At 73.1% G+C, this 26711-nt stretch carries 20 protein-coding genes; 3 read left to right on the top strand and 17 right to left on the bottom strand.

What is annotated here, in order from left to right; all coding sequences use genetic code 11:
- Positions 1-6 precede the first annotated feature (6 nt).
- The 15 genes from ACXJ3V_RS06700 to ACXJ3V_RS06630 form a co-directional block, all read right to left on the bottom strand.
- Positions 7-324 carry a hypothetical protein gene (locus ACXJ3V_RS06700; protein WP_457099502.1) on the bottom strand — a complete coding sequence of 106 codons (318 nt, stop codon included), beginning with the start codon at positions 322-324 and terminating at the stop codon, positions 7-9.
- On the bottom strand, positions 308-2653 hold the full coding sequence (locus ACXJ3V_RS06695) for a hypothetical protein (RefSeq protein ID WP_457099501.1): 2346 nt from the start codon (positions 2651-2653) through the stop codon (positions 308-310). Before ACXJ3V_RS06695 ends, ACXJ3V_RS06700 begins: the two co-directional genes overlap by 17 nt.
- Entirely contained in the window at positions 2654-2998 is a 345-nt protein-coding gene (locus ACXJ3V_RS06690; RefSeq protein ID WP_457099500.1) for a DUF6507 family protein, read from the bottom strand.
- 20 nt (positions 2999-3018) lie between these two features.
- A complete protein-coding gene (locus tag ACXJ3V_RS06685; RefSeq protein ID WP_457099499.1) occupies positions 3019-3330 on the bottom strand; it encodes a pore-forming ESAT-6 family protein in 312 nt (103 codons plus the stop codon).
- A gap of 11 nt (positions 3331-3341) precedes the next feature.
- Positions 3342-3677, bottom strand: a complete 336-nt coding sequence (locus ACXJ3V_RS06680) for a hypothetical protein (RefSeq protein ID WP_457099498.1) — start codon at positions 3675-3677, stop codon at positions 3342-3344.
- 126 nt (positions 3678-3803) lie between these two features.
- Positions 3804-7865 (bottom strand): type VII secretion protein EccCa, encoded by a 4062-nt coding sequence (gene eccCa / locus ACXJ3V_RS06675; RefSeq protein ID WP_457099497.1) that lies wholly within the window; start codon positions 7863-7865, stop codon positions 3804-3806.
- Complete coding sequence (locus ACXJ3V_RS06670; RefSeq protein WP_457099496.1) at positions 7862-8656, bottom strand: hypothetical protein; 795 nt, start codon at positions 8654-8656, stop codon at positions 7862-7864. The genes eccCa and ACXJ3V_RS06670 overlap by 4 nt, the downstream gene beginning before the upstream one ends.
- Positions 8653-9999 carry an EsaB/YukD family protein gene (locus ACXJ3V_RS06665; protein WP_457099495.1) on the bottom strand — a complete coding sequence of 449 codons (1347 nt, stop codon included), beginning with the start codon at positions 9997-9999 and terminating at the stop codon, positions 8653-8655. The genes ACXJ3V_RS06670 and ACXJ3V_RS06665 overlap by 4 nt, the downstream gene beginning before the upstream one ends.
- A complete protein-coding gene (locus tag ACXJ3V_RS06660) occupies positions 9996-10286 on the bottom strand; it encodes a hypothetical protein (RefSeq protein ID WP_457099494.1) in 291 nt (96 codons plus the stop codon). The genes ACXJ3V_RS06665 and ACXJ3V_RS06660 overlap by 4 nt, the downstream gene beginning before the upstream one ends.
- A complete protein-coding gene (locus ACXJ3V_RS06655; protein ID WP_457099493.1) occupies positions 10286-11431 on the bottom strand; it encodes a DUF6177 family protein in 1146 nt (381 codons plus the stop codon). The genes ACXJ3V_RS06660 and ACXJ3V_RS06655 overlap by 1 nt, the downstream gene beginning before the upstream one ends.
- Positions 11428-12204: an FHA domain-containing protein gene (locus ACXJ3V_RS06650; protein ID WP_457099492.1), complete on the bottom strand. Its 777-nt coding sequence runs from the start codon at positions 12202-12204 to the stop codon at positions 11428-11430. Before ACXJ3V_RS06650 ends, ACXJ3V_RS06655 begins: the two co-directional genes overlap by 4 nt.
- Positions 12205-12313: 109 nt before the next feature.
- Complete coding sequence (locus ACXJ3V_RS06645) at positions 12314-13057, bottom strand: ABC transporter ATP-binding protein (protein WP_457099491.1); 744 nt, start codon at positions 13055-13057, stop codon at positions 12314-12316.
- Positions 13054-14082: an ABC transporter ATP-binding protein gene (locus ACXJ3V_RS06640; RefSeq protein ID WP_457099490.1), complete on the bottom strand. Its 1029-nt coding sequence runs from the start codon at positions 14080-14082 to the stop codon at positions 13054-13056. Before ACXJ3V_RS06640 ends, ACXJ3V_RS06645 begins: the two co-directional genes overlap by 4 nt.
- 4 nt (positions 14083-14086) lie before the next feature.
- A complete protein-coding gene (locus tag ACXJ3V_RS06635; RefSeq protein ID WP_457099489.1) occupies positions 14087-16831 on the bottom strand; it encodes a hypothetical protein in 2745 nt (914 codons plus the stop codon).
- Positions 16828-19536: a hypothetical protein gene (locus ACXJ3V_RS06630; RefSeq protein ID WP_457099488.1), complete on the bottom strand. Its 2709-nt coding sequence runs from the start codon at positions 19534-19536 to the stop codon at positions 16828-16830. The genes ACXJ3V_RS06635 and ACXJ3V_RS06630 overlap by 4 nt, the downstream gene beginning before the upstream one ends.
- Before the next feature lie 177 nt (positions 19537-19713).
- Between ACXJ3V_RS06630 and ACXJ3V_RS06625 the strand changes: the two genes are divergently transcribed.
- Both ACXJ3V_RS06625 and ACXJ3V_RS06620 read left to right on the top strand, forming a co-directional pair.
- Positions 19714-20715: an ATP-binding cassette domain-containing protein gene (locus ACXJ3V_RS06625; RefSeq protein ID WP_457099487.1), complete on the top strand. Its 1002-nt coding sequence runs from the start codon at positions 19714-19716 to the stop codon at positions 20713-20715.
- On the top strand, positions 20712-21521 hold the full coding sequence (locus ACXJ3V_RS06620; RefSeq protein WP_457099486.1) for an ABC transporter permease: 810 nt from the start codon (positions 20712-20714) through the stop codon (positions 21519-21521). The genes ACXJ3V_RS06625 and ACXJ3V_RS06620 overlap by 4 nt, the downstream gene beginning before the upstream one ends.
- Before the next feature lie 57 nt (positions 21522-21578).
- Here the strand turns inward: ACXJ3V_RS06620 and ACXJ3V_RS06615 are convergent, their stop codons facing one another.
- Entirely contained in the window at positions 21579-24461 is a 2883-nt protein-coding gene (locus ACXJ3V_RS06615; RefSeq protein ID WP_457099485.1) for an ATP-binding protein, read from the bottom strand.
- Positions 24462-24506: 45 nt separating this feature from the next.
- The gene (locus tag ACXJ3V_RS06610; protein ID WP_457099484.1) at positions 24507-25076 is read right to left on the bottom strand and encodes an HhH-GPD-type base excision DNA repair protein; all 570 of its coding nucleotides are present in this window, start codon (positions 25074-25076) and stop codon (positions 24507-24509) included.
- Between the two features lie 66 nt (positions 25077-25142).
- Between ACXJ3V_RS06610 and ACXJ3V_RS06605 the strand changes: the two genes are divergently transcribed.
- Entirely contained in the window at positions 25143-26654 is a 1512-nt protein-coding gene (locus ACXJ3V_RS06605; RefSeq protein ID WP_457099483.1) for a protoporphyrinogen/coproporphyrinogen oxidase, read from the top strand.
- Positions 26655-26711 lie beyond the last annotated feature (57 nt).

Raw genomic sequence — 26711 nt, 5'->3', positions numbered from 1 at the left:
TTGATGTCAACCGTGGAAGGTGATGTAGCCCCACCGCCAGACGAGGGCGTCGATCGCGCGATCGTCCAGGTCGGGGAGCAGCTCCCGGTGCTTGGCGATGACCGCGCCCTTCACCTCGCTGCGGTCGCTCTCATCCACGACGATCGAGTCGGAAACCTTCAGGACCGCCTTCACCGCGGCGATGACTTCGTCGAAGCGCTCTGGATCGAGCGCGAACACGGCAGCCTCATCGGCGGTCGGGATCTTGCGGGTTCCGCGACCGGTGAATGCGACGATCGCCTCGGCGAGAAGCTCGCCAGACGGTCGGTCAGCGTCGGTAGACATAGAGGACATCTCCTGTTTGCGCATCGATGACGGTCACGGACGTCACATTCGGATTGTCGATCAGGGTCGGCAGCTCGACCTCGTTCCACACCGACTGCTCGCGCACGTCGCCCAAGAACGCCCGGACGTCTCCCGATGCGTTCTGCGCGAGAGACTCCGACACGGCCCGCCAGGTGGCCTCGGTAGCCGGGTCGTACCAGTCATCCGGCATGTCGTCGAGCAGTCCCTGTCGCTCGAGCAGCTGCTCGAGCGTCGATCCGTGCGTGCGCGAGGTGAGGTCCGCCGCCCCGTTCATTGCCGCATCGGGAATGACGACTCCGTCCTCGTCGAGGACGCGACCCGACCAGAAGGTCGCACTGTCGGGGCCGGTGACGGGATCGAGCCGGGCGAGGATCTGATGATCGACGAGGGAGTCGTCGATGACCACCGCCGGCGCATGATCGCCGGGGAACGGTCGATACTCCACCTGGCCGGCATCGGCGGGTTCCGTGGGGTTGGCGGACTGACCGGCATCGTCGATACCGTCCGGCGAGCCGCTGAGCTCACCCTCCGGCCCATGCCCGCCGCCGCCGGAGTCGCCGCCGCCGGAGTCGGCTCCTCCGGAGCCCGAGCCGTCATCGCCGCCACCCGTCGTGGTCTCCGGCTCGCGCACGATCGTCGACTCGCCCGACCCGCCTGTCTCGGTGCGGACGGGCGCCTCGTCGACGGTGGAGTTCACGGCACCGGGGCTGGTCTCGCCGCGCACGCCGCCTGCTCCGACGAGCTCGGGCTCGCGGACGTGCGCCGGGATCGAGGCATCCAATCCGCCGTCCGCCCCGCGGATGCCGCCGAGGGCGTTGTCGAACGTGCCCGCGGGCATCTCGATCTTCCCGCCGGGAAACTCGAGCGTGTGGGTGCCGAAGTCGTCGACGTGGGCGGTCACCGTGTTGAGGTCGACGCCCCAGTCATCGAGGGCCTTGATGGCGGATGCCGAGTCCGTCGCCGTGAAGACCTCGATGTGCGGCGGGTCGAGCTTCGCGCCGAGGTCGAGGCCGCCGATGAGGTTGTCGAGTGAGCCCAGGCCGACCTCCCCGAGCCGCACCGCGCCGTTCACGGCGAGCGATGCCGGGTCGATCAGGTCGACCACGCGGGCCATCTTGGAGAGGACGGATGCCGCGGTCCCGGCTGTCTTCACGCCCGCGATGGCCGCGCCGGCGGGGATGAGGATCGTGCCGACATTGAAGACCGACTCGCCGAGGGCGGTGCCGGGGTCGTCGGCCCACTGATCCCATGCGATGAGGGCCTTGCCGGTGTTGAGGGCGGCTTCGTCGGCCTGCGCCTTGAAGTCGCGGATCTCCTGGGGGAGGAATCCGCCGCCGCCCAACGCCGCCATGCCCTGGTCGGCCCACAGGAGGGGGCCGAGCACGGGAGAGTTCATCACGCCCGACGCGACGAGCAGGCCGAGGCCGCCCCACGCGGCACCGTAGGCGTCGCCGGAGAACCAGTCGCCCGTGGCGGGGTTGTAGCCGAGCACGAGCGTGCCGAGGCCTTGGATGGTGCCCCCGACACCGCCGACGAGGAGGCCCTCCCAGAGGAAGTCCTTGAACACGAACTTCGCGGTGGCCTCACCGCAGCCCTCGGATCGCTCGACGGGAGCACCCCACGGCATCTCGGTGCCTTCGGGGATCTCGCTCAGCCCGTAGCCGAGCGGATCGTTCTCCGATTCGTACGCGTGCAGGGGCGACGCGCCGTAGAGGGCGCGGATCTTGTTCGCCGCCGTCCGCTCGGCATCCCACAGGGCCACCTGCTGCGCGTTGACCTGCGCGATGAGGTCGTTGTTGCGGTCGACGTACTCCTGCACCTCGTGCCACTCCTTCGTGACGCTGCGGTACTGCGGGATGTCGGTCGCCGGGCTGGTCGTGTCGGTGGCGCCGTAGGCGTTCCATGAGCCCGAGTAGCCCTGCGCGCTGATGTAGGCGGGGTTGAGCTCCCGCACCGAGACGCCGCCGTCGATCTCGGTGCGAAACGCCTCCGCCTGCAGGCGGAGCGCGTCCAATTCGGCTTTGATGGGCCGCACGTCCGCTGCGAACTGCTGCAGCGCACCCGAGACGGTCTCGAGGTTGTCGCCCGCCGTCGTCGCCTGAGACGACACCGGCTGCATGAGCCTCAGGAGCGTCCCCGACTCGGGCGCCTCATAGACCCCGGCCATGCCCTGCCATTTGAGGTGCACACCCGAGCCGTTGTCGCGCACCGCTCCGGCGATCGTGCCGATCGTCGACGCGTTCGCGTCGATCGCATCGGGATCGATGTCCTTACCCGGAATCTGGCTCGGGTCGATGGCGGACGGCACTCACATCACCCCCGGCGGCAGGTGGGCAGGGTACACGGCGGCCACGGAGGCCGACTGCGCGTTCGCTGCCATCTCGAGGTCACCCGCGACGTACGCCTCGGTGGCTTTCACGACACCGGATGCCGCGGCGCCGATGCGGGCGTTCATGCCCTCGATGCGCGGCCCCTCCTCCTGGGTGAAGTAGGCCTGCACCGCCTCGGAGATGGCGCCGGACTGCGTCGCCGTGACGGCGCCCTGCATCGCGGGCGCCAACCCGTTCAGTGCCTCGCCGAGGGCGACCGCGTAGGTGTTGACGTCTGCCAGCACCGCCACGACCCCCGACGGCTGGATGCTCCAGTGCGTCATGGATCAGTCGCGCAGCGCGCTCAGCCGATCGACTCGACGGCCGCGCGCGCCTTGCGCAGCGCGTCCTGTGCCGACTCGTCGTTGCGCTCGAGCGAGGAGCGCAGCGTGTGGATGATGCCGCGCACCTCGGCGGCGGCGTTCTTCCAGCGCGTCTCCTTCGCGCGGTAGTCCTCCGACACGCCCTCCGCGGCGTAGTCGGCCATCGCCGCCTGCACATCGCGGTCGCGCTGGTCGATCAGCGCTTCGAGCTGCGCCGCGACGCGGTTGAAGTTGTCCTGCGCGTTCTGGGATGCCGCGATGTCGTAGTCGCGACGGTCGCTCTGATTCGCCATGGTCGCCTCCCTTACTTTCCGCTGCCGAACCGGGCGGCGTCGAACGACGACCCGGCCTCGAGGCTCTGGGTCTGGTCCACCATGGCGGACTCGCCTTCGAGGAACGAGCGGTTCATGCCGCCGATTCCGCCGAGCACGCCGTCCAGCGACGCCTTCAGCTCAGCCGAGATCGCGTCGGTGCGTCCCTTGAAGCGGTCGAACGCGGCGCGACCCGCGCCCTGGAAACGCCCTTCGAGCGGCTCGGCCGCCTCGAACAGCTGGCGAACCAGCACCGACAGGTCGTCGCTCGATCCCGAGGTCGCCTTCGTCAGCACGGTGAGGGTATCTGCGCCCATTGCGAACTTCATCCGCGTGTCATCCCTTCTCGGCGGCGAGAGGTGCGTCGCCGGATTCGACATTTATGGAACTCAGACAGGCTAACCCAAACCCGCGAGAGGGCATGTCCCCCGAATGGGGGGTTGCGCGGCAGGCGTTCATGGGGCATCGCGCCGCTCCCGGCGCGTCGGCAGGGCGGCCGTGGTCGTCGGCAGGGCGGCCGTGGTCGTCGGCAGGGCGGCGTCCTGGAGCTCCGGCGGCGCCGCGGGCGCGGCATCCTGAGCCGGCTCTTCGGTGGGGGTTGCCGCATCCGTCACCGCCGCGGGCTCGAAATGGGCGACCTGAACGAGCGCGGGACGCTCGCCGCGACGAGCGAGGCGGCCTCGTCCGGCGATCATCGGCTCGGCGTAGAGCTTGGGGAGCAGCTGACCCTCGCCGCGGTCGCCCGACATGATGAGCGCCGTGGCGCCGGTATCGCGCACGCCCTGCAGCGCGACGTCGAACATCGCGCGGGAGGCACCCGCGACGGGACGGCTGACGACGACGTTGAGCCGCAGGTCGCGCGCCGAGGCGAGGTAGGGCAGGAGTGGACGCAGGGGCTCGGCTCCGCCGGCGGCGAGGATGTCGAGGTCGTCGGCGATCACGAGGATGCGCGGACCGCCGGCGCTGCGGTCGGCCGCGCGCTTCTCGAGCTCTGCGGCGATGGACTCAGCGAGCTGGCGCGCCTGGCGCCCCGAGGTGGCGTGGCCGCCGAGGTAGTCGTCGGGGATGTCGCCGGCGAGTTCGCCGCGGGCGTCCATGAGCCCGATCACGAGCTCCTCGGGCGAGTGTCGGTCGATCGCACCCTGGGCGAGGCCGCGGAGCACCGTCGTCTTGCCGCAGCGCGAGTCGCCGAGCACCAGGAGGTGGGGGTCGCGGCCGGCGAGGTCGACCAAGGCCGGAGTCATCGTGTCCTGCCGCAGGCCCAGCGGGATCTCGTCCGGCTCGTCCAGGGCGTCGGGCAGCTCGAGGGGCGCGAGGTCCTCGGGCAGCAGACGGATGGGCGCTGCCCCTGGCCCGCCCCAGCGGGCCGCGCTCTCGCGCGCGATGCGTTCGAGGGCCTCGCCGAAATCGGCGTCGTCGACCTCCTCCAGCAGCGGCAGGGCGACCTGCGCGAAGAGCCTGTCGTCGGTCAGCACGCGCCCAGGCTCGTCGGCGCGGAGGGTCGAAGCGAGCTTGCGCGCGATCTGCGAGTCGGACGGGTCGTTGAGCTTGAGCTCCAGTCGCGTGCCGACCAGGCCCTGCAGATTGAGGCGCAGCTCGCTCCAGCGCGACAGCGTCACGACGACATGGACGCCGAAGCTTCCCCCGCGCTCGAGCAGCTGGCCGAACGGCTGCTCGAGGTCTTCGAACTCCGTGCGCAGCGCGCCGAGACCGTCCACGAGCAGCACGACGTCGGCGCTCGGCAACTCGGGGAGACGCCCGTCGGCGTGCTGGCGGCGCATGTCGGCGAGCGTGTCCAGGCCGTGCTCGCGGAAGACCCGCTCGCGCACGGCCAGCATCGCCGTGAGCTCTTCGAGCAGGCGGGAGAGCCGCTCGCGGTGACCGCGCGTCGCCACGCCGCCGACGTGCGGGAACGGCTCGATGCGGGCGAGTCCGCCCCCGGTGAGGTCCATGCCGTAGATGCTCACCTCGCGCGGCGAATGCGTGAAGGCGAGGGATGCCGCGAGCGTCCGCAGGAACGTCGACCGCCCCGACTGTGGCGCTCCCGTGATCGAGACGTGCCCGCCCGACCGGGTGAGGTCGAGCAGCCACGGCGCCTGCTGCTGGCGGCTCGGGTCGTCGAGAAGGCCGAGGGGTGCGCGCAGCCCTCCGCGGCCCTCCGTCGTCGACAGGACGCCGCCGAGCGTCAGCACGGGGGGCAGCGGCGGCAGCCAGACGGGTTTCGTGCGCACGACGCCCCGCGTGAGACGGGAGGTGGTGGCCTCGACGAGCGTGCGGCCCGTCGTGGGAGCCTCCGGCATGGCCGGCGACGCCAGCGGCTCGGCGTCGTCATCGGCGGCCCGATCGTACGGCGGCAGCTCCAGGAGCGTCGGCGCTTCGGACCGCCCAGGTCCGGCCTCCATCGGCGCGGGCACCGCGCCCGACACATAACCGGCGCGAAAGCGCGTGTAGACGGACGTGTCGACCTTGAGGTAGCCGAACCCGGGGATCGCGGGAAGGTGGAAGGCATCGGGGGTGTCGAGCACGACGGCCGACTCCGACTCCGAGAAGGTCCGCAGCCCGATGCGGTACGAGAGATAGGTGTCGAGGCCCCGCAGCCGACCGCCCTCGATCCGCTGGCTCGACAGCAGCAGGTGCACGCCGATCGACCGGCCGATGCGTCCGATCGTGAGGAGGAGCTCGACGAAGTCGGGCTCGGCCGTGAGCAGCTCGCCGAACTCGTCGATCACGAGGAACAGGTGCGGGAGGGCCGGGAGGTCCGGACGTTCGCGCCGCAGTCGGCGGTAGTGGCCGATGGATGCCGCGTTCCCGGCATCCTTCAGCAGACGCTGACGGCGCACGACCTCGCCCTGGATGCTCGCGCGGGCGCGCTCGGTCAGCTGCGGGTCATCGGCGAGGTTGTCGATGATGCCGGCAACGTGCGGAAGGCCGGCGAACGGCGCGAAGGCTGCGCCGCCCTTGTAGTCGACGAGGATCATGCTGAGGTCGTCCGGGGAGTGCGTCAGCGCGAGACCCAGGATGAGCGTGCGCAGCAGCTCGCTCTTGCCCGAGCCCGTCGCGCCGATGCAGATGCCGTGCGGGCCCATGCCCAACTGGGCCGACTCCTTGAGGTCGAGGAGCACGGGCGCGCCGCGGTCGTCGACGCCGATCGGCACCCGCAGGAAGTCGCCGGCTGTGCGCGGTCGCCACGCCTCGGCCAGGTCGATCGCGTCCACGTCGGCGATGCCGAGGAGTTCGGTGATGTCAGGAGCGAGTGTCGTCTGCGCATCGACGGCGCTCGTCCGGCTGAGCCGCAGCCCCGTGAGTGGACGCGCGATCACGTCGAGCAGCGCCGGGGGCACGGGATCGGGGCGGATGCCGACCACGGCGTCCGCGCCGGTGCCCGGCGTCTCGATCCGCGCCGTGCCGTCGTCAGCGAGCATCACACGCGCCGTGACGGCAGAGGGCTCCTTCACCCGGTCGTCGACGACGTGGATGACGGTGATGCCGAGGTCGGCGAGATCCAGCGCCGAGTCCAGGCGCGGCAGCGGGGTCGCGGCATCCGTCCCCTCGTCGATGAAGATGACGAGACGCGCGGGCTTCGTGCGCCGGCCGCTGCGCCGGGTGGCGGCGGCGGAGGCGACGCGGTCGCGCAGCTCTTCGGAGAGGAGGGCCAAGAGCTCGGACAGGGTCGGCGCGATTCGCCGCGCGGCCGCCTGCCCGGGTGGCGGACTCGCCGCCGACGCGTGGGGCAGGAGGTCGAGCCCCTGCCACTCGCCGCGCGCGGCGGCGGGGACGACGGCGGCCACGTGCACGTCGTCGGGCGAGTGCAGCGCACCGATCTGCGCGGCGATCGCGCGGCACAGGCCCACGGTGTCTTCGCGTCGCCCGACGATCGAGACATGGCCCCCGCGCTCGAGGTCGAGCACCGCGGGGAGGCCCTGCGCGACACCCGCGAACTGCACGAGCCGGGTCGCGGCACCCTTCATGACGGGGTCGAACGGCTGCACGGGGTTCTGCTCGGGCGGGAGCAGCACATCGACGGCGCGGAGGTCGCCCGTGCCGATCCGCACCCGCAGGAAGTCGGCATCGCCGGGGCGCCGCTCCCATCGCCGCGCGGGGTTCGCCCCGACCTCGACGAGCGTCGCGGGTGCCGGATCGAGGGCGAGCGCCTCAGCGAGGTGCGTCTCGGCGACCTCGCGTACGGCGCCGCGCTGCTCCTCGAGGTAGTCCAGGTAGCGTTCGCGCTGCACGCGCCGCTGGCGGGCGGCGTTGCCTCGGGCCGTGAACGCCATGCCGAGGCCGCCGACGAGCGCGACGACGAGGATGACGGCGCCGACCACGACCATGACGGGGTTGTTGCGCAGCAGCACGATCATCGTGATCGACGAGAGGCTGCCGAGGATGGGCAGGAGCGACTGCAGCGGAAACGGCGTCGAACCCTCGCCGATCGGGGGCGGTGGAGCGAGGACGATCGGAGCGGGCGCCTCCAGGGGCTGCGTCACTCGCGCCGGCCGATGGACGATGCGGAGCGTCACCGCTCTTCCGCCTTCCGGCCCGAGAGCACCGTCGCGGCGAGCTGCAGCAGGGCGCGATGCGTGGACCGGCCGCTCGGCCGTCCCTCGCCGCGCAGTCCGCGATCGAACGGGATGCCGACGACCGGCCAGGCGTCGGACGACATCATGCGGACCACGGCGCCTCCGGCGCGGGAGTGATCGACGAGCGCGAGGACGGGGATCGGTCGTTCCGGCAGCCCCGCGATCGCCGGTGCGATCGCCCGGGCGAGTTCGGCCGAAGACCGGCGTCCGTCGCTCACCAGGCAGACGACATCGCACAGCGCGGCGCACGCGGCGAGGTCGCCACGGGGATGCCGCACCCCGAAGTCCGTGATCGACACCTCGAAGAAGCGCGTGATGGGGGCGGCTTCGGCGAGCCACGCACCCACCGCTCCGTCCGGGAGAGCAGGGCGCAGGCCGAACCAGCCATCGCCGGTGGGGAGGCCGCTGACGGCGTCCGCCGTCGTCCGGGCGCCGGCACGGGTGTCGTTCGGCGTGGTTGCGGTGATGCCGAGACGTGCTCCCAGGTCGTGCTCGCCGCCCGCGACGTCGATCGCGAGCGCCGGCTCCGGGCGGCGGGCGGCGGCGATCCGCAGCACGTGGTCGGCGAGCGTCGTCGCGCCGGCCCCCGGTTCGAGCGACACGAATCCGATCCGCCGCGCGGTGGAGCGGATGCCGCGGATCGCGGCATCCCACTCCGTCAGGCGATGGTGCCCCGCGCGTGCGCTGCCGAACACGGCGGCAGGCGCGTCCCGCAGATCGAGGGTCGTCACGACCCGCCGCCGAACATGCCGAGCAGTTCGGCGTACACCCCGAGCGCGCCGAGGAGCAGTGGAAGGAGCGAGATCACCGCGAGCGTCTCGACGAGGTTGCCGAGTCCGCGCAGCCGCGCGCGCGTGTGGGCGGCGGGCCGCGCGAGCACCGCGGCGGCGACGAGCACCGCTGCCAGCGTCGCGACGCCCACGCCGATCCCCGCGAGCGCACTCGTGAGCTGCGTCACGACGGCGACCGCGGCGATCGCGGCGGCGACCGCCCACAGCGACCACACCTGCACGCGGAGGGGGAAGGCGCGCGAGCGCAGGGCGGCGACGAGCGCGAAGGCGAACGCGAGCAGCCCGCTCCACAGCTCGGACGCGAGGACGAGTGCGACTCCCGACACGGCGAGGACGGCCGACACGGTGGCGACGCTCCACGTGAGTGCCGAGTAGGCATCGTCGACCGACGAGAACGCGCGCGGCCGGTCGACGCGCTCACCGGCGGCCACGCCCCGGTCCAGGCGCGTGAGGCCCGCCGCGGAGAGCGCGATCCAGGGCAGCGGGCCCGTGGCGAAGGCGGCCACGGTTCCCGCGATGGCGGCGGCTGCGGCAGCGCCGACCCCCGCGAGGAGGAGTACCAGGAGGATCGACGCGAGCACAGCCCCCACCGCGCCGCCCGCGGCTGCGCCGGGGCGGCGGAGCGCGACGCCGAGCCCGAGGAGGACGACCGTGGCGCCTGCGGCGATCGCGACCGCGGCGCCGATGAGCGCGGCGTCGGCKGGGAAGCCTGCCGAGCCTGCCGCCGTGGACGCCGCGAAGCCGAGCGGAACGACGAGCCCCGCCGCGGCGGCGCTGGCGCACACCGACACACGCGCCAGTCCCATCAGACCGAGACTCATCGCGATCGCGACGAGCCCGGCGAGTGCGATGAGGAGCACCCATGCGGCGGTGACGGCGCCGCCGTACGGGGCGATGAGCCCTGCCACCGCGGCAGCCAGCGCGATGCCGGCGCCGCCCGCCACGGCGCGGGACCGGTCGTCCCAGCGGTCGGGGCGCGCCTGATGCGCGTCGGCGGCGGCATCCGTCACATCGATCACGACGGGAGGGGGCGGAGCGGCGTCCAGGCGCACGAGGCGCACCAGGGCGCCGTCGGGCAGGTCGAGCTGCTGGGGCGATCGCCCGATGTCGAGCTGCTCTCCGTCGGTCGCGACGAGCGTCAACGGGCGGGCGACCGTGCCGCGCGTCTCACCCAGGAGGTCGAGCAGGCGAGGAAGAACGGCGCCGAGCGGCTCGTCGCTCGAGACGACGACCTCGGCGCGACGGGTGCTGCCTGCGACGGTCAGCCGGGTGTACGGGCTCACGATGCTTCCCAGGGGGTCTTCTCGAACGGTGGGGCCGATACGGCGGAGGAGGTGCTGGAGGGCGATGGCGCCGTCGCCTGCTGCCCCGCGAGCAGCTGTACGACGAATGCGATCCCCACGCACGTCGCGCACGCGACGGCGGCGAGGATGAGCGAGCCCACCAGCCGGCGGGAGTGGTCGTTGACGGTGCGGCGCTCGTCGATCCGTCCGTAGAGGAGGGCCGAGCCGAGCCGCATGCGCTGGATCCTGGCCTGTTCGATGAGCACGGTGTCGCGCTGGTCGGGCATCATGTACTCCCTTCGTCTGGCATGGCGTCGCGGCCCGCCTGGAGGCGCGCAGCGACGTGCGGTGCGACGGACAGCAGCGCTCCGACGCGCGCGGCGTCGAGCGTGCCGAGCACGTCGGCCAGACGCCGCCACCCCCCGCCATCGGGCGAGCCGAGGTGCAGCAGCACGCCGGGCAGCCGCGGACTCCCCACGACGGCCGCGCCGAACTCCCCGGCCCAGCGGCGGGGGTCGATACCCGCCGCGCGCACGCCCGGCGGACCGATCAGCAGCGCGAGCGGCTCCGGCTGCATCGCGGCCGTCGACCGGCGCGCGAGGTCGGGCGAGCCGAGCGCGGCGAATGCGACGCCGAGCAGCGGCATCCCGATCGCCGCGGCCCGCGCGAGGAACTCGCGCGCGGCGAGCCCGATGCCGTCCGCCCGGTCGTCGCCTGGTCCCGCGACATCGGCCCACACCCGCGTCGTCTCCTCGATGCCCTCCGCCGTGCGGGCGTGGTGCAGCGTTGCGATGACGGGATGGTCGTCCGACGTGACAGCGCCTGAAGTGACAGTGCCCGAAGTGACAGTGCCTGCAGTGACAGCGGCCCAGCGGCTGTCGAGCGGCATGCGGCGGCGCGTGCGCTCGGTGAGGTCGTCGCGGTCCCACGGGGCGACGAGCGGCTCGGTCGGGCCCCAGGCATCCGGCGCGCGATCGGCGAACCGCTCGGAGGCGGCTTCGAGCACACCGCCGAGGCGCACGGGCCGGCTCACTCGGTGCCGTGTGGACACGGTCGCCACGACCTGCAGGCGCGTCGTCACTGCCGCGCGAGTGAAGGCGGCGTGCACGCCGTTGCGCGTCGGATGCGGCGGCAGCGCGAGCGCCGCGGCAGGCTCGTCGAGCGGCGCGCCGGTGCGGGCGTCGTAGCAGCCACCGTCTGCCGTGCGGATGACCCAGTGGCCCTGCACGGACGAGAGGGCCTCGGCGAGGGGCTGCGTCATCCGCGAGAACTCACCCGACACGACGATCGGCCGCTCGCCCGCGGTCGACACCCGGTGCAGGAAGTCACTCATGCCGACCGTGAGCGCGACGACATCGGCGCGGGTCTCGGTCGCGGCCCAGCCTTCGGCTCGGCCGTCCAGCAGCGGATGCGTGACGATCGGGGCGCTCACGCGGGTGCCTTCACGATGATGACGCGATCGCCCAGCTCGAGCGTCGCCTCCGCGGGCAAGGGGGTGCGCTGGAAGGGGAGAAGAGGATGCGGCACGCCCGCCGCCTGCAGGATCGTGCCGTTCGTGGAGCCGAGATCGGTGACCCACGCGAGTCGGCCGTCCCATTCGAGACGTGCGTGCGACTTCGAGAGCGTGCGGGAGAGGTCGACCCAGCGATGCAGCTGAGCGGGCGCATCCACCGTCGCGGCGGGGTTGCGACCAAGGACGAGGGGCGAATCGAGGGAGAAGGTCTGACCCGAGTCGAGCACGACGACGGGTGCGGAGCGCGTCAGGCCGGGAAGTGCCGAGATGAGCGGCGCGGGCTCGGCGACCGGGAACTCGAACGCCGCGAGGGCGGGCGCGAAGGGATCGCGGCCCCGGTGGACGTCGAACGTCCCGAGTCCGCCGCTGAAGAACGCGGGGAGCAGGGAGGCTCCGGCTGCGGCGCCCGTCGACCGGCGAACCGTGCGCGTGCTGGCGGCGATGCGGCCGAGCGAGCGCCCGGTGCGGGCGACGAGCCCGACGGCGACGCCGATCCATGCGACGGCGACGAGCACCACCACGACGCCGAGCCCCGAGTTGCCTCCCACGAGGAGAAAGACCGCGGCGACCGCGAGGAGCAGGGGAACGCCGACATCGACAGCGAACGCCGCCACCCGCTGTCCGGCGTGGGCAGGAGCCGTGAGCACTAGCGGATCGACGTCGGCGGGTCGTGTCTGGTCCGGTGTCGTCATCGTTTCAGGTCCCCCTCACGGGAACCCCCCGAGTCTAGACGGACGCCCGGATGAGTCGGTCAGGCAGCCGGCAGTGGCCTCCCCTTAGGCCTTCGGGCGTATCCACCGGTCAGTCCGAATGCTGCTGGGCGGCGGCTCGGGCCTCGGCACGCGTGCGCGGCGCCGCCGCCGCGGGATGGGAATTCAGGATCCGGCCATCGTGCAGCTCGATGAGGCGGTCCGCCTGCGCGACGAGCTGCGGGTCGTGCGTCGCGACGATCACGGCGATGCCGCGGGTGTGGGCGAGGTCGACGAGGAGCGACATGATGGCCGCCGCCGTGCGCGAGTCGAGCTGACCCGTCGGCTCGTCGGCGATGAGGATCTGCGGCCGGGCGACGATCGCGCGAGCGATCCCGACGCGCTGCTGCTGGCCGCCGGAGAGCTCTGCAGGACGCTGGGGGGCCTGCGCCTCGAGCCCGACGTCGCGCAGCGCCTCGGCGACTCTGGAATCCCGCTCGGCCGGATCGAGGGCGGCGATCCGCAGCGGCACCTCGACATTCTCGGCGGCCGTGAGCACGCCGAGCAGTCCGAACGACTGGAACACGAACCCGAAGCGCTCCCGCCGCAGCGCTGCGAGCTGCTCGTCGTCGAGGGTGGCGGTGTCGACGTCCGCCACGAACACGCGGCCGCTCGTCGGCTCGTCGAGCGTTCCCAGCAGGTTGAGGAGGGTCGTCTTGCCGGCGCCGGACGCGCCGCGCACGACGACGAGCTCACCGGCCCGCAGCTCGAGGTCGACATCGACGCACGCGTGCACATCGCCGCCCTTGGTCGCGAAGGTCCGGGTGAGGTGCTCGGCTCGCAGCACGACGCTCACGACGCGGCACCTTCGTCGGTCGTGGGCGCTTCGTCGGACGCTTCGTGTCCTGCGGCGACCGGATCGACGGATGCCGCACCCTCCGGCTTCGCGGCACTCTCCGCCGCCGCACCGCGGCCTGGCCAGACCCCGACGTGGTCGGGCTCGAGGGCGAGCCGCACTCGGTCGCGCAGGTCGAGCGCGCGCACGAAGTCGTCAGGCAGCTGCAGCCGCCCGACCCGGTCCAGCACTGCGTACTCCTCGGCGACGTGATGCTCGGCGCCGGTCTCGTCCACGTGGGTCGAGCGCACGACTTCGGTGGCGGTGCGCCCGTCGCGGATCTGGACGGTGCGTCCGACGTGCTCCGAGACACTCGGATCGTGGGTCACGATGAGCGTCGTGACGCCGAGCTCGCGGTTGACCGCACGCATCGCCTCGAGCACATCGGCGGTGGACTCGTCGTCGAGCTCACCCGTCGGCTCATCGGCGAGCAGCACCTGCGGTCGGTTCGCGAGGGCGATCGCGATCGCGACGCGCTGCTGCTCGCCGCCGGACAGCTCGGCGGGGCGCCGATCCGCGGCATGGGAGACGCCGAGAAGCTCGAGCACCTCGGCGATGCGGGAGCGCCGCGCCGCGCGTCCGCGCACCACGCCCGCGACCGAGAGTGCGGCCGCGACGTTCTCGGCCGAGGTCAGGTACGGCAGCAGGTTGCGCGAGGTCTGCTGCCAGACGAACCCCACGACCCGTCGACGGAAGTCGACCCTGCCCTGCTCGGTCATCGTGAGCAGGTCTCGGCCGGCGACCCGCACGGTGCCGGCGGTGGGCACGTCGATGCTCGACAGGATCGAGAGGAGCGTCGACTTGCCCGATCCCGACGCCCCGACGAGCGCCACGATCTCGCCGTCGTCGACGCGGAGGTTGAGGCCCTGCAGCGCCTGCACCTCGATGCCCTTTGCGGTGTAGATGCGCACGAGGTCGGCGCAGAGGATCGCGGGCTCGGATGCCGCGCCCAGCCGGGCCGGGTGTGTCTCGGTGACGACCGACATGGTGTCATCCTTCCTGACTGTCGCGCAGTACGGCGCTTGCGCGTACTCGGCGGGCGACGCCGACGGCCACCGCGGCCGCGCAGCCGGCCATCGCGACGAATCCGGCGAGGGCGGCAACGAGGAGCAGTGGGTCGAGGTGGTAGCTCGGGGTGGCTCCGGCGAAGACCCCGAAGTCGACGGTTGCGAGGAGGAGAGCGGGCACGCTCAGTCCGACCACGAGGCCGAAGACGAGTGCCGCCGCGAGCGAGGGCCACAGATCCCACCAGGCGAGGCCACGACCCACCCCGGCCGGGGTGCCGATCGCGCGCAGGAGGGCCATCGTGCGCTCCCGCGAGGCCGCGCTCAGCACGAGCGAGAGCACCACCGCGATGGCGGCGAACAGGGCGGTCGCGGCGGTCGCGATGAGGAACGCCGTCGTGATCGCGGCCGTCCCCGTGCCGCGCTGGAGTTTCTCGCGTACGGCGTCCGCGGTGAGGATCGTGGCGTCCGGTCCGACGATGTCGCGCACGGCAGCCTGCACCTGCGCGGCATCCGCTCCCGTCTCGAGGTCGATGAGCGCGTTCTGCGCGGACGGGGCCGTGTCGGTGATGTCCGGGGCGCGGGCAGCGTCGATCACGGCGAAGTCGCCCGTGATCCCCTCGGGCGCGCGAGCTGCGGACACCCCGACCATGGTCGCGGGCGCGCCGCCGATCGCGGCATCCGTCGCCTCGCCCAGCTGATCGGCGACGGCGGCCGCCGCGACGAACGGCACCGCGCTGCCGGGCGCGGTGAGGTCGGTTCCCGTGGGCACGAGCGGATAGCCGGCATCCTGAACGGCGCCGAGCGTCTGCGGGTCGACGGTCAGGAGCGTCACGAGCACGTGACCGGCATCCGTCTCGATCGTGATGCGCGTGAGCGATCCGATGCCGGCGACCCCGGCGACGCCCGGCAGCTGCGCCATTTCGGCGAGTGTGTCGGGGCCGAGGTCGGCCCGCGCGACCTGCATGTCGGCGCCGACGGATGCCCGCGCCGACGCATCGATCTGGTGGGCGATCGATCCGAGCAGCACGGCCGAGGTCACGGCGGACGAGATGCCGATCACGAGCGCGAGGACGGGCGCGACGCTCGCCGACCGCTCGCGCAGGGCTCGCGCGGCGCCGAGGAATCCGGTGAGACCCGCGGCGGCCCGCCGACGGCGCAGGATCGCGCGCAGGGGGAGCGGATAGAGGCGGAGCGCCGTCATGCCGCCGACGAGCGCCGCGAGCAGCGGCACGGCGAGGACGACCCCTGACGTGGCCGCCCCGGCCGTGCCGACCCGCTCGCCCCGGAGCGCGCCGCTCACGAGGGCGCCGATCGCGAGAACCGTGAGGGCGACGACGACGCCCTCGACGGCGAGCCGCCATCGGCGTGCGGCCGGAGTCGGGTCGTGGGACAGTTCTTCGCGCAGTCGAGGACCCGGCGGGGTGAGCAGGGCCAGGATCGCGGGGGCGAGCGCGGCGACGGCGAACGGTGCGGCGATCGAGAGCGGCGGCACCGGCAGCCCGAGCCCGACGACCAGGGCGACGCCGATGGCCGCTGTGCCCAGCGCCGGCACGCTGCCGTACCAGACGCCGTGCCAGGCCTGCAGTGCGCGCAGGCGACCGGGCGAGGCGCCGCGTGCGGACAGCAGAGCGAGCTCCGCCCGACGGCTGCGGGCGATCACCCGGCACGCGGCGATGATCAGGGCGATGGCCGCACCCACCGGGCCGGAGGCGGTGATCGCGAACACCGCCGACATCGCCGATTGCGTCGCGAGTGCCGCCTCGAGGGTGTCGATCGTCGACGTCGCGAAGGTCATGATCTCGATCGAGCCAGGGGGAGCGTCGCTGTTCGCGACGGGGACGGGGTTCGCTGTGAACGCCCGGAGCTGCGCCACCACAGTCTCCGCGTCCGACGCCGACAGTTCGGCCGGATCAAGGGGGTACCAGGCCTGCGTCGTGCCGCGCCCGAGGATCTTCACGAGCTCGAGCGCCTCCGGCGCGAGCACCGCAGCACCCGTCGTGTACTGCTCGAGGTCGATGTAGCGGATGTGCGGGGTGAGCGCGGAGGGGACGTGGTACCAGTAGTCGTCCGAGCCCGGCGCGGCATCGAACGTGCCCGAGAGCCGCAGCGGGAGCTGCATCCCGGGCACCGCCGTGAGGATCACGCGCTCCTCGCCGACCGACCAGCCGAGCTCGTCTGCGGTGTCGGTCGACAGCGCCATCTCGACCGCTGCGGCCCCCAGGTCGCCGGCTTCGTCGATCGACCACTCCGGGGGCGCCGGCCACGCGCCGGCGCTCAGGACGGCGTGATCGACGATGCGCGGGTCGAGGAGATAGGTCGCCGACTGCGTGCGGCGGCCCACGAGGCCGTACTCCGGGGTGCGCACGACGTACTCAGCCGGTCCGAGAAGCGGCGCGAGCGGCGGCTCCTGCGCCGCCCGCGCTGACTCGAGGCCGCCGTCGAACACGCCCCACTGCTCGGCCACGGCGGGAGGCAGTCCGGTCGCGTCGTCCTCGGCCGGAGCGACCTGGGGCAGCCCCACGGCGCTCGACTGCAGATCGCGCGAGCCCGGTGCGAGCTGGTCTACTGCCTCCTGCGCAACGCGGTCGCTCAGGGTGCGCAGTGCTGCCGGCACCGCGACGGCGGCACCGGACAGGATGATCGCGAGCCCCGCGACCAGGAGCGCCGCGCCCGGCCGGCGGCGCAGCATGCGCGCCGTCAGCGCTGACGACCGCACCCGGGCGCTCATCCCGCCTCCGCAAGTCGCCCGGCCAGCGCCTGCCGGCGGATCACTGCCGCGACGCTCACGACTGCGGCGACGGTCGCCACGGCGATCATGACGACGACGATCGCGAACGGGACGGGTTCGAACTCGAGGGCATCCGCGAGCACGGCGGGCACGCCCGGTACGGCGGCGCGGGTGAGCGCGGGCACCGCGATGAGGGCGAGCGGGATGCCGAGCACCGCCCCCGCGACGACGGCTCCGGTGGCGACCAGGGCGTGCTCCGCGGAGCGCCAGCGAGCCTGGCGCTTCGCGGTGACACCCAGTGCGGCCAGGACGAAGACGTCGCCCGCCCGCGCCCGCGCGAGTCCCAGGGCCCCCGCGACCAGCGCGACGCCGGCGAGCGCGGCCGCCGCGGCCGCAGCGATCCACCACGGCACGGTGAGCGCGTCAGAGAGCAGCCCGCCATCGTCGCCGCGGATGACCTCGGCCTCGGGCAGAGCGGCGGCGATCGCCGCGGCGGCGTCAGGGCCGGACGCCCACAGCTCGTCGGGCGCGACGCTGCTGCGCTCGTTCGCCACGAGCACGAGGGTCGCCTGGTCGAGGGGCAGGAGTGCCGCCGACGCGTCGGTCGAGCCGGGCACCGCGGGCACCACCAGTGCGATCTCGACCGGGATCGTGCGAGTCGAGTCGTCGAGCTTCAGCTCGAATCGGTCCGATTCGCCGAGGCCGAGCGCCGCGGCGAGTCCCGTCGTGATGACCGCCGGGACAGCGAGGGGCACAGGCGCGAAGGTCAGCGTGAGCGCGGGCGAGTCATGGTTCAGCACCCACGGCCCTGCGCTCGGCCACGCCAGCTCCCCCGCCCCGGTCGCTGCGAGCTGCTGCGGGTCGAGCATGGTGCTGAAGCTCCCTGCCGAGGTCGCGAACCCGAGGCTCAGCCCGACGAGGGTCCACGGCGCCCGTCCGGCCGGGAGTTCGGCGGAGGCCGTGAGCGTCCCCGAGGTCGGCTCGGCGGGGAGCACCTGATCGGGCTCCGTGGGGTTGGGGTGGATGGGATCCGACCAGGTGAGCGGCGCGAACACGGTCTCGAGCGGCACCGACACGGGCGTCCCCAGCGCATCGACGAACCACGCCTTGCCCGCATACGCGTCTGCTGCGGGCACGGCAGTCCGGCCGGCTGCGGCGCTCGGCGTCACGAAGAAGGTCGCCTGAACCCCTGTCGAGGCGGGGTCGAGAGTCGTGCCGACGGGTGCCGAGCCGAGGGCCGCGGCAAGCTCCGCGGGATCGATCCCGGCCGCCGGGAGGGGCGCGATGAGTGCCGCAGCGGAGTGCTCGGGCAGCGCGACCACATCGAGCGCCGCGCCGCCCGCGATGGCCCGATCGGTCAGCACCGCGCTCGCCGCATCGACGCCGGCTGCGGCATCCGTCTGCGCGACGCGAGCGGCGTCGACCTGCTCCGAACCCGCACTGCGGGCATCTGCACCGGCGACGAGAACGCCGGTCGCGTCCGCCGCGACGCGCCAGGTGCCGAGCGCCGCGCCTGCGAGCACGGCACCTCCGGCGGCGAGCGCGAGGATTGCGACGACGGCACCGGATGCCGCGATCTGGCGCGCCGTGGTGCGGGCGGAGAGGGCCGACCCGAGGCCGCGCGAACGCGCCGCAAGACTCGCGACGCCTGCAGTGGTCGGCGCGAGCAGGAGCGTGGCGAGCGTCACGACCGCCCCGAGCCCCAGTGCGGGCGCAAGCGCGACGACGATGAGCGACCACGGGTCGGCTGTGATGGCGCCGGCGTCGCGCCCGAGGGTCGCCAGCAGCCACAGGAAGACCGCTGCGGCGAGCAGGAGGAGCGCAGCGCCGACCGCGGAAACCGCGCCGCGTGCGCGGCTGGTGCCGGCGGCCGGGGGATCCTCGGCCCGCCATGCGGCGACGCCGACCGTGATGCCCAGGACGAGCGCGGCTGCGATGGGCACGAGCGCGGTGCGGGCAAGAGCATCCGCGAAGCGCCCTCCCGTCGCCGCGACGACGCCGGCGGCGCCGAGCCAGCCCACGAGCGCGCCGACCGCAGCGACGATGAGGCTCTCGGCGAGTGAGCCCCGCAGCGCCGTCCGGCGGCTGCGGCCGCGGGCGGTGAGCACCGCGGCCTCGCGCACGCGCGCCCCGCCCAGCAGCCGCGACACCTGCACGCTTGCCACGAGCCCCGCCGCGGCCACCAGGGCGAGCGGCACCGGCACGACGGCCTGCGCGGCGCGCACGACCCCGGCAGCCTCCGTGAGGGTGGCAGAGAGTCCGCCCTCTGTCGATGCACCTTCGGGCGCGAGGCCGGGCACCTCCTGGGCGAGCACGGCGAGGTCGTGCAGATCGACGGCGATCGCCCCGGTCGCCCAAGGGTCGAAACGCGTCGGGTCGACCGTGAGCGTCCACCGCGAAGTGCCACCGGGCCCGGCGGGCTGGATCTCGATCTGCAGCGAAGTGCCGAACCGGCCGCTGAGCAGTCGTGCGACCTGATCCGCCTGTGCCGCGGGATGCGCCGTCGCGGGGATCTCGAGGATCGTGGTCTGCGCGGAGGCTCCGCCGCGCTCGACCGCGCCGACCACGGCCGATCGCATCGCACCCGTGAGCCAGCCCAGGGCGGCGGCGAGCGCGATCACGACGATGAGAGCCGTACCGGCGATCGCCCAGAGCAGACGTGATTGGGCGCGAGCGCGGGCCACTGCCAGCAGCTGTCCCGCCACGTCACCTCCTCGTCCGGCCGGTCCGAGTCTCGCATATCCGCCCCCGCCGCCCGACTCGCGCGATGGCGCACGCTGACCGGCCGATGACAGCGCTCTGACAGCGTCCCTGACGCGATGACCGCGGGATGACAGCGCCTCGGGCGCAGTGTGAGATCACGCCACAGAAAGGCAGACACCATGACTTCATTCCCCTCCGCATCGCGCACGCTCGCGGTGCGCGCCGAGGGTCTCGTCAAGACCTTCGGTGACAACCGCGCGGTGGACGGCGTCGACCTGCAGGTCGAGGCCGGCACCGTCTACGGCGTGCTCGGGCCCAACGGCGCGGGCAAGACCACCACCATCCGCATGCTCGCGACGCTGCTGCGCCCCGACGGCGGCCACGCCGAGATCTTCGGCCACGACGTCGTCCGCGAACCGCAGATCATCCGTCAGCTCGTCGGCGTCACCGGACAGTACGCGTCGGTCGACGAGACGCTCTCGGCCACCGAGAACCTGGTGATCTTCTCCCGCCTCCTCGGGCTGTCCCGCGCCGACTCCAAGCGCAAGGCCGTCGAGCTGCTCGAGGAGTTCGGACTGACCGCAGCCGCCAAGCGACCGCTCAAGCAGTTCTCCGGTGGCATGCGCCGCCGCCTCGACCTCGCGGCATCCCTCATTGCGCGGCCGCCGCTCATCTTCCTGGACGAGCCGACCACGGGCCTTGACCCCCGCACGCGCGCCCAGATGTGGGACACCATCCGCCGGCTCGTCTCCGAGGGCTCGACCGTGCTGCTGACCACGCAGTATCTCGACGAGGCCGACCAGCTCGCCGACCGCATCGCGGTCATCGACACCGGCAAGGTCGTCGCCGAGGGCACGTCCGACGAGCTCAAGTCGTCGATCGGCACCTCGAGCCTGCAGCTGCGCCCCGCGGACCCCGCCGACCTCGAGGCCGTGGGCCGCGCCGTCGAGCGCGTGCTGGGCGTCCCGGCGACGGTGAGCCCCGAGCGCGGACGCCTCACCGCCCCCATGCAGAACCCCGACCTCGTCACCGAGCTCCTCCTGACGCTGCGCGAAGCGGACATCCGCCTCGCCGAGCTCAGCGTGCAGAAGCCCACCCTCGACGAGGTCTTCCTCACCCTCACCGGCCACGGCGTCACCGACGCCGAAGCCGAGCCCGAGCTCGAAGGGAGCCTGGCATGACCTCGCTCGTGTATTCCCCCGATCGGCCGCTGCGCAACCACGTCAGCCTCCGTCAGACCGTCAGCAACACGTTCACGATGGCCGGACGGGGCCTGCTCAAGGTGCGCCGCACCCCCGAGCAGTTCCTCGACGTCACGATCCAGCCGATCGTGTTCACCGTCATGTTCGCGTACATCTTCGGCGGCGCGATCGCCGGCAGCGTCGAGGACTACCTGCCCTACCTGCTGCCGGGCATCCTGGTGCAGACCGTCATCACGACCTCGGTGGTGACCGGCGTGCAGCTGCGCGAAGACATGGAGAAGGGCGTGTTCGACCGCTTCCGCTCGCTTCCGATCGCCAGGGTCGCGCCGCTCGCAGGTGCCCTCCTGGCCGACACCCTGCGGTACCTGATCGCGACGACCATCACCTTCGCGATCGGCTACGTGATGGGCTATCGCCCCGACGGCGGATTCTCGGGCGTCGTGCTGGGGGGCCTGCTCGTCATCGCGTCGGCGTGGGCGCTCAGCTGGATCTTCGCGTTCTTCGGCGTCATCGCCCGCTCGGCGGCGTCAGTGCAGGGGATCTCGTTCCTCATCCTGTTCCCGCTGACGTTCCTCTCGAACGCGTACGTGCAGAAGGACACCCTGCCGCCGGCACTGCAGTGGTTCGTCGAGATCAACCCGGTGACGCACCTGGTCTCCGCCACGCGCGCACTCACGATGGGCGTCTCAGCTGGTGGCGACATCGTCGCGACGATCGTCGGCGCCGCCGTCGTCGTCGCGGTGTTCGCACCGCTCACGCTGCGGGCCTACATGCGGCGCGCCTAGGAGAAGCGGACACTTCGACTCGCTTCGCTCGCTCAGTGCAAGTGCCGAGCGGCCGTCCTATGCGGACGGCTGCGGCAGCAGGGCCGCCAAGCTGTCGAGTTCGTCCGATGCGGCGCCGGAGAGATCCGGCGCCGCATCGTCGTGACCGGGGGCCAGCCGCTCGGTGACGAACCGGTGGAACGGATCGGCTGTGTCAGCCCGGCCCCGTCGCGCGGCCGAGACGTCGAGTGCGCGCCGGGCTGCGGCATCCTGCCCCGTCAACGCGAGCCAGCCGGCGAGACTCAGCGCGACATCCGCGATGATCGGCTGATCGCCGCTGCGCTGTGCGAGGGGAAGGCCCTGCGTGATCGCTTCGGCGGCCTCGTCGGCACGTCCGGAGAGCAGCAGCGCCTGCGCGCGCTTGGACAGCGCCCACGCCGTCACCTGTCCGGGAAAGTCGGGGGCGAGGAGCGTGGAAACCACGTCGAGGTGTGCGAGGGCGGCCTCGCCGTCGCCGGCCGCGATCTCGATGACTGCGGCGCTCATGCGCGACTGCGCGAGGGCGCGGTCCGACCCATCAGCGCGTGCCAGGCGGTCGACGTCGGCGACCCTCGCCCTGGCATCGTCGAGCCGGCCGAGGCGGATGAGCAGGTTGACCCCCTGTGCACGCTGCTGCAGAGCGTCGGTCACCGACGTCAGCCCTACGAGATCGGCTGTCGCGGCGTCGGCGAGCTCGAGCGCCTCTTCGAGCCGGCCCTCGAGCATGAGCCATTCCGAGCGCATCTGGCTCGAGAATGCCGTGGCCCACACGTCGCCCAGCGCGCGGAACGTGTGCACCGCGCGTTCGCTTTCACTCCCGAGGGTCTCGACGTCGCCGCTGTTCTGCGCGAGCGCGGACCGCATCATGCTGACGAAGGCCCGAGTCCACTCGGGTGCGGCGGACGGCAGAGCCGGGATGCGGAAGCTGCGCGACCACAGCGATTCCCCCGACGTTCGGGCGATCGCCTCGCTCGCACCGGCGAAGAGCGGGGGGAGAACCGCGGTCAGCTCCGACGGATGCTGGGCCGCCGCCTGCACGATCCGGTCGGCGGTGCGGTCGAAGGATGCGGAGAGTTCGGCGGTGGCGGCGCCGTCGGCGGACGCCTGCATCGCGGCGCTCACCGTCCGGAAGATCGTCGCAACGCCGTCGACCACCACCGCCGCCTCCGAGTCGAGGGTGCCGTCCTCGGACGAGAACGCCGTGATCCCCGCTTCGAGCCGTTCGAAGCGCTCGCGCATGATCGACTCCCAGAGGGTGGCGCGGACGAGCTCGACCCCCGTCGGGTGAAGCCGGGGCTGCTCGGTGCACGTGCGCAGCGCCGCCGTGAGGTTCTCCTCGTTGGCGTCGAACCACTTGAGGCCGGCGCGCACGTGGGGTCCTCGCAGCAGCGCGTCGCGCGCGAGGGCGAGCTCGGCCATCGACTGCGCGTGGCGCGCCCGCGCCCGCCCTTCGCGTCCCGTCGCGCGCAGGCGGTCGAGCCCGTACTCGCGGACGGTCTCGAGCATCCGGTAGCCCCCGTCGTCACGGCGCAGCAGCGAGCGGTCGACGAGCGACTCGAAGGCCGAGGCATTCGTCTCGAATCGGCGCGCGACGACGACGGCGTCCGCCGCGACGATCCCGTCCGGAAAGACGGATGCCGCCAGCAGCGCCTCGCGTTCGCCCTGGCCGAGCGTCTCCCAGCTCCAGTCGATGAGGGCGCGCAGGGTCTGGTGGCGCGGATCCGAGGTGCGCGGACCGGTGGCGAGCAGGGCGAATCGGTCGTCGAGGCCCTCATCGATCTCGGCGAGGGTGAGGACGCGAGCCCGCGCGGCGGCGAGTTCGAGAGCGAGCGGCAGGCCGTCGAGGCGCCGCACGATCCGCTCCACGGTGTCGCTCTCCGCCGGGGTCGGCGCCGAGCCCCGCGCGGCGCGGACGCGCCGGGAGAACAGCTCCACCGCGTCGCCGTCCGGCAGCGGACCGAGGTCGACGAACGCCTCGCCCGCGACACCGAGGGGTTCGCGGCTCGTCGCGAGGACGCGGGCCGCGGCGGTGGCATGCAGGAGCTCGAGGGCCACCGCGGCGGCCTCGGCAGAGAGGTGCTCGCAGTTGTCGAAGACGATCAGCACCGGACGCCCGGCGAGTGACTCCAATGCGCGCTGGCGGGGCGTCGTCGCTGAGGCGGTGGTGTCGGCGACCCGGATGCTGCGGCCCGCAGCCGCTGCGACTGCCGCCCATACTTCGCCCGGCGCCGCGGGAGCGAGTTCGACCACGACCGCCGCGCCGTGGGCGCGTGCCGTTTCGAGCGCGAGCGTGGTCTTCCCTGCGCCGCCGGGGCCGATGAGGGTCACCAGGCGCTCCGCGGCGAGCTGGTCCGCGATGAGCGCGAGCTCGCGCCGTCGTCCGACGAGTGGGGTGAGGGGTGCGGGGATGACCTCAACGACACGAGCGACCGAAGAGGCGGCGGCGCCGGCCGCACTCGCGCGCAGCTTCTCGACCCGTGCCCGGTCTTCGAGCAGATCGCGGATGACCCAGTCGAATCCGTCCGGCACCCACGGCTCGCCGGTCCACAGTGCGAGCGCCTGGTCGACGAGGTCGGCGACCTCCGCGGCATCCGTCGCTCGTCCGGCGTGTGCGACGAGGTCCTGGAAGTGCGTGACGTCGACCTCACGCCGATCGAGCGTCAGGCGATAGCCGCCCGCGGTGGCCTCGAGGGCGTCGGCCGGCAGCGCCCGCCGCAACCGCGAGGCGAGCGACTGCAGCGATGCGCGCGGGTCCACCGGGAGGTCGTCGGGCCAGACGTCCTCGGCGAGGGCGCGGTAGCCGACGGTGGTGCCGGTGTCGATCGCGAGCCGGAACAGCAGCGCTTCCTGGCCCCGGCCGCGCACCACGACCGGCTGTTCGCCGTCGTGGACGGAGAGCCCGCCGAAGAATCGCACCTGCACGCGTCAACTTTAGGTGCGCGCCTGCCGTCGCCGGAGTCGGCGGACTCAGCCGCGCGCGGCGGCCTTCATCGCGCGCTTGTGCTCGCGGACGAGGCCGAGCGACTCGGGGCTCGTGATGTCCGCGACGCTGCGGTGGCTGCCCGCTTCGCCGTAAGGAGCGGATGCCTCGCGCCAGCCGTCGCCGGTGAACCCCCGCTGCTTGCCCAGCAGCGCCAGGAAGATCTTCGCCTTCTGCTCGCCGAAGCCGGGCAGGGCCTTCAAGCGCCGGAGCACCTCCGGCCCGTCCGGGTCGCCCTGCGTCCACAGCGCCGCGGCGTCGCCGCCCCACTTCTCGATGAGCGCGGCGCACAGCGCCTGGGTGCGCCCGGCCATCGAGCCCGGGTAGCGGTGCACCGACGGGGGCTGGCGGAACACCTCGACGAACTCGTCGGGGTCGTAGGCGGCGATGGCAGCGGCATCGACCCCTCCGGTCCGGTGGGCGATCTTGAGGGGTCCGGAGAAGGCGGTCTCCATCGCGACCTGCTGATCCAGCAGCATGCCGATCAGCAGGGCGAGCGGATTCTCCGTCAGGAGTGCGTCGGCGTCGGGGTCTGCGGTGATGTGGAGAGCGGGCATGGCACCATCGTGACACCGTCGCCCGGGCCCCGCGAGGGGGTGGAGTCCCGGTGCGAGGATGGAGCAATGCGCAACACAGCGGACTCAGCGGCGGTGCGCGCCGGCGAGAAGCACGTCGTGGTGGTCGGCGGCGGGATCGCCGGACTGACCGTCGCGCTCGAGTGCGCCAAGGTCGGCCTCGCCGTCACCGTCCTCGAAGCGGGGGACCACCTCGGCGGCACCGTGCGCGCCACCGAGGTGGCGGGTCTCCGCCTCGATGCCGTCGTCGAAGGGTGGCGGACCGGCGGGGGATCCGTGCGCGCCCTCGCCACCGACCTGGGTCTCGGCGCCGAGATCGCCCCGGCCGCAGACGGAGACGTGTGGATCGACCCCGGCGACGGACCTGCGGCGCCGCTGCCCCGTCGCACGCTGGCCGGCATCCCGGAGAACCCGTGGGACGAGGGCGTCCGCCGGATCATCGGCTGGCGCGGCACCTGGCGCGCGTATCTCGACCGAGTGCGACCCCCGCTCACGATCGGGCAGGAGCGCAGCCTCGGCAAGCTGGTGCGGTCCCGGATGGGCGACGCGGTGCTCGACCGCATGGTGGCCCCGCTGAGTCTCGGTGCGTATGGGATCCACCCGGACGACGTGGACGTCGAGGCCGTCGCCCCCGGGCTCAGCACCGCCCTCACCCGCATGGGCTCGCTCAGCGGCGGCGTCTCGCAGCTCCTCATCGACGACCCGGGACCCGGGGTGGAGGGCCTCGCCGGGGGAACCTTCCTCCTCGTCGATGCGCTCAGGGCTCGCCTCGCCGACCTCGGCGCCGACCTGCGCACCGACACCCGCGTCGACCGCCTCGAGCGCGGCGTCGACGGCCGTTGGGAAATCGGCGTCTTGAGCGGAACGGATGCCGCGACCGCTGCGCCGCGTGCGGCCGCGCCCGCCGACCAGACGACGGACGACCCGAGTGCGGCATCTGCTCCACCTGTGCGTCCCGCCGACGCCGTGGTCGTGGCCGTTCCCGATGCGGAGGCAAGGCGCCTCCTCGCCGGTGTGGTCCCGGCCCTGGACGGCCCCGTGCGCCCGGTCGGTGCGACCGAGGTCGTCACCCTCGTGGTGCACGAACCTGCCCTCGACGCGCATCCGCGCGGTCGTGCGGTGTACCCGGTCGCGGGCAGTCGCCGCGCGGCTGCCGTGAGCGATTCCACCGCGCGGTGGCCCTGGCTGGCGGCAGCTGCGCCGGACCTGCACGTCCTGCGGGTGGCCTTCGGGACGGCCGCCCACCCCGCCGCCACCGCCGAGCTGGACGACGCCGCTGCGCTCGCGCTCGCGCGGGACGAGGCATCCGCCCTGCTCGGCGTGCCGCTCGCCGATCTGCGAGGCGCCGTTCGCGAACGGTTCACCCCGCCGACCCCCGCGTCCACGCTGGGTCACGACGCCGCCGCGTCCGCCGCGCGCGGCGCGATCAGAGCAGTCGCGGGGCTTGGTGCTGCCGGCGCGTGGCTGGCGGGGTCGGGACTCGCCCCGGTGATCGCCGACGCCGTCGAAGAGGCCGAGCGGGTGCGTCGTGCGGTGCTCTGGGGACCGGACGGACGCTGATCTCCCTCACCCGGGGGCGTTCTGTCAAGGCCGGATGCCGGAATCGGCATGCGGGTC

It is taken from the genome of Microbacterium sp. P5_E9 (assembly GCF_054049175.1).
This window is presented reverse-complemented; position numbering and strand designations above follow the sequence as displayed.

Coding starts and splice junctions, on each gene's coding strand:
- ACXJ3V_RS06700 (WP_457099502.1), bottom strand. CDS start 324: ATGTCTACCGACGCTGACCGACCGTCTGGCGAGCTTCTCGCCGAGGCG.
- ACXJ3V_RS06690 (WP_457099500.1), bottom strand. CDS start 2,998: ATGACGCACTGGAGCATCCAGCCGTCGGGGGTCGTGGCGGTGCTGGCA.
- ACXJ3V_RS06685 (WP_457099499.1), bottom strand. CDS start 3,330: ATGGCGAATCAGAGCGACCGTCGCGACTACGACATCGCGGCATCCCAG.
- ACXJ3V_RS06680 (WP_457099498.1), bottom strand. CDS start 3,677: ATGAAGTTCGCAATGGGCGCAGATACCCTCACCGTGCTGACGAAGGCG.
- ACXJ3V_RS06660 (WP_457099494.1), bottom strand. CDS start 10,286: ATGCCCGACCAGCGCGACACCGTGCTCATCGAACAGGCCAGGATCCAG.
- ACXJ3V_RS06650 (WP_457099492.1), bottom strand. CDS start 12,204: ATGACGACACCGGACCAGACACGACCCGCCGACGTCGATCCGCTAGTG.
- ACXJ3V_RS06640 (WP_457099490.1), bottom strand. CDS start 14,082: ATGTCGGTCGTCACCGAGACACACCCGGCCCGGCTGGGCGCGGCATCC.
- ACXJ3V_RS06635 (WP_457099489.1), bottom strand. CDS start 16,831: ATGAGCGCCCGGGTGCGGTCGTCAGCGCTGACGGCGCGCATGCTGCGC.
- ACXJ3V_RS06625 (WP_457099487.1), top strand. CDS start 19,714: ATGACTTCATTCCCCTCCGCATCGCGCACGCTCGCGGTGCGCGCCGAG.
- ACXJ3V_RS06620 (WP_457099486.1), top strand. CDS start 20,712: ATGACCTCGCTCGTGTATTCCCCCGATCGGCCGCTGCGCAACCACGTC.
- ACXJ3V_RS06610 (WP_457099484.1), bottom strand. CDS start 25,076: ATGCCCGCTCTCCACATCACCGCAGACCCCGACGCCGACGCACTCCTG.
- ACXJ3V_RS06605 (WP_457099483.1), top strand. CDS start 25,143: ATGCGCAACACAGCGGACTCAGCGGCGGTGCGCGCCGGCGAGAAGCAC.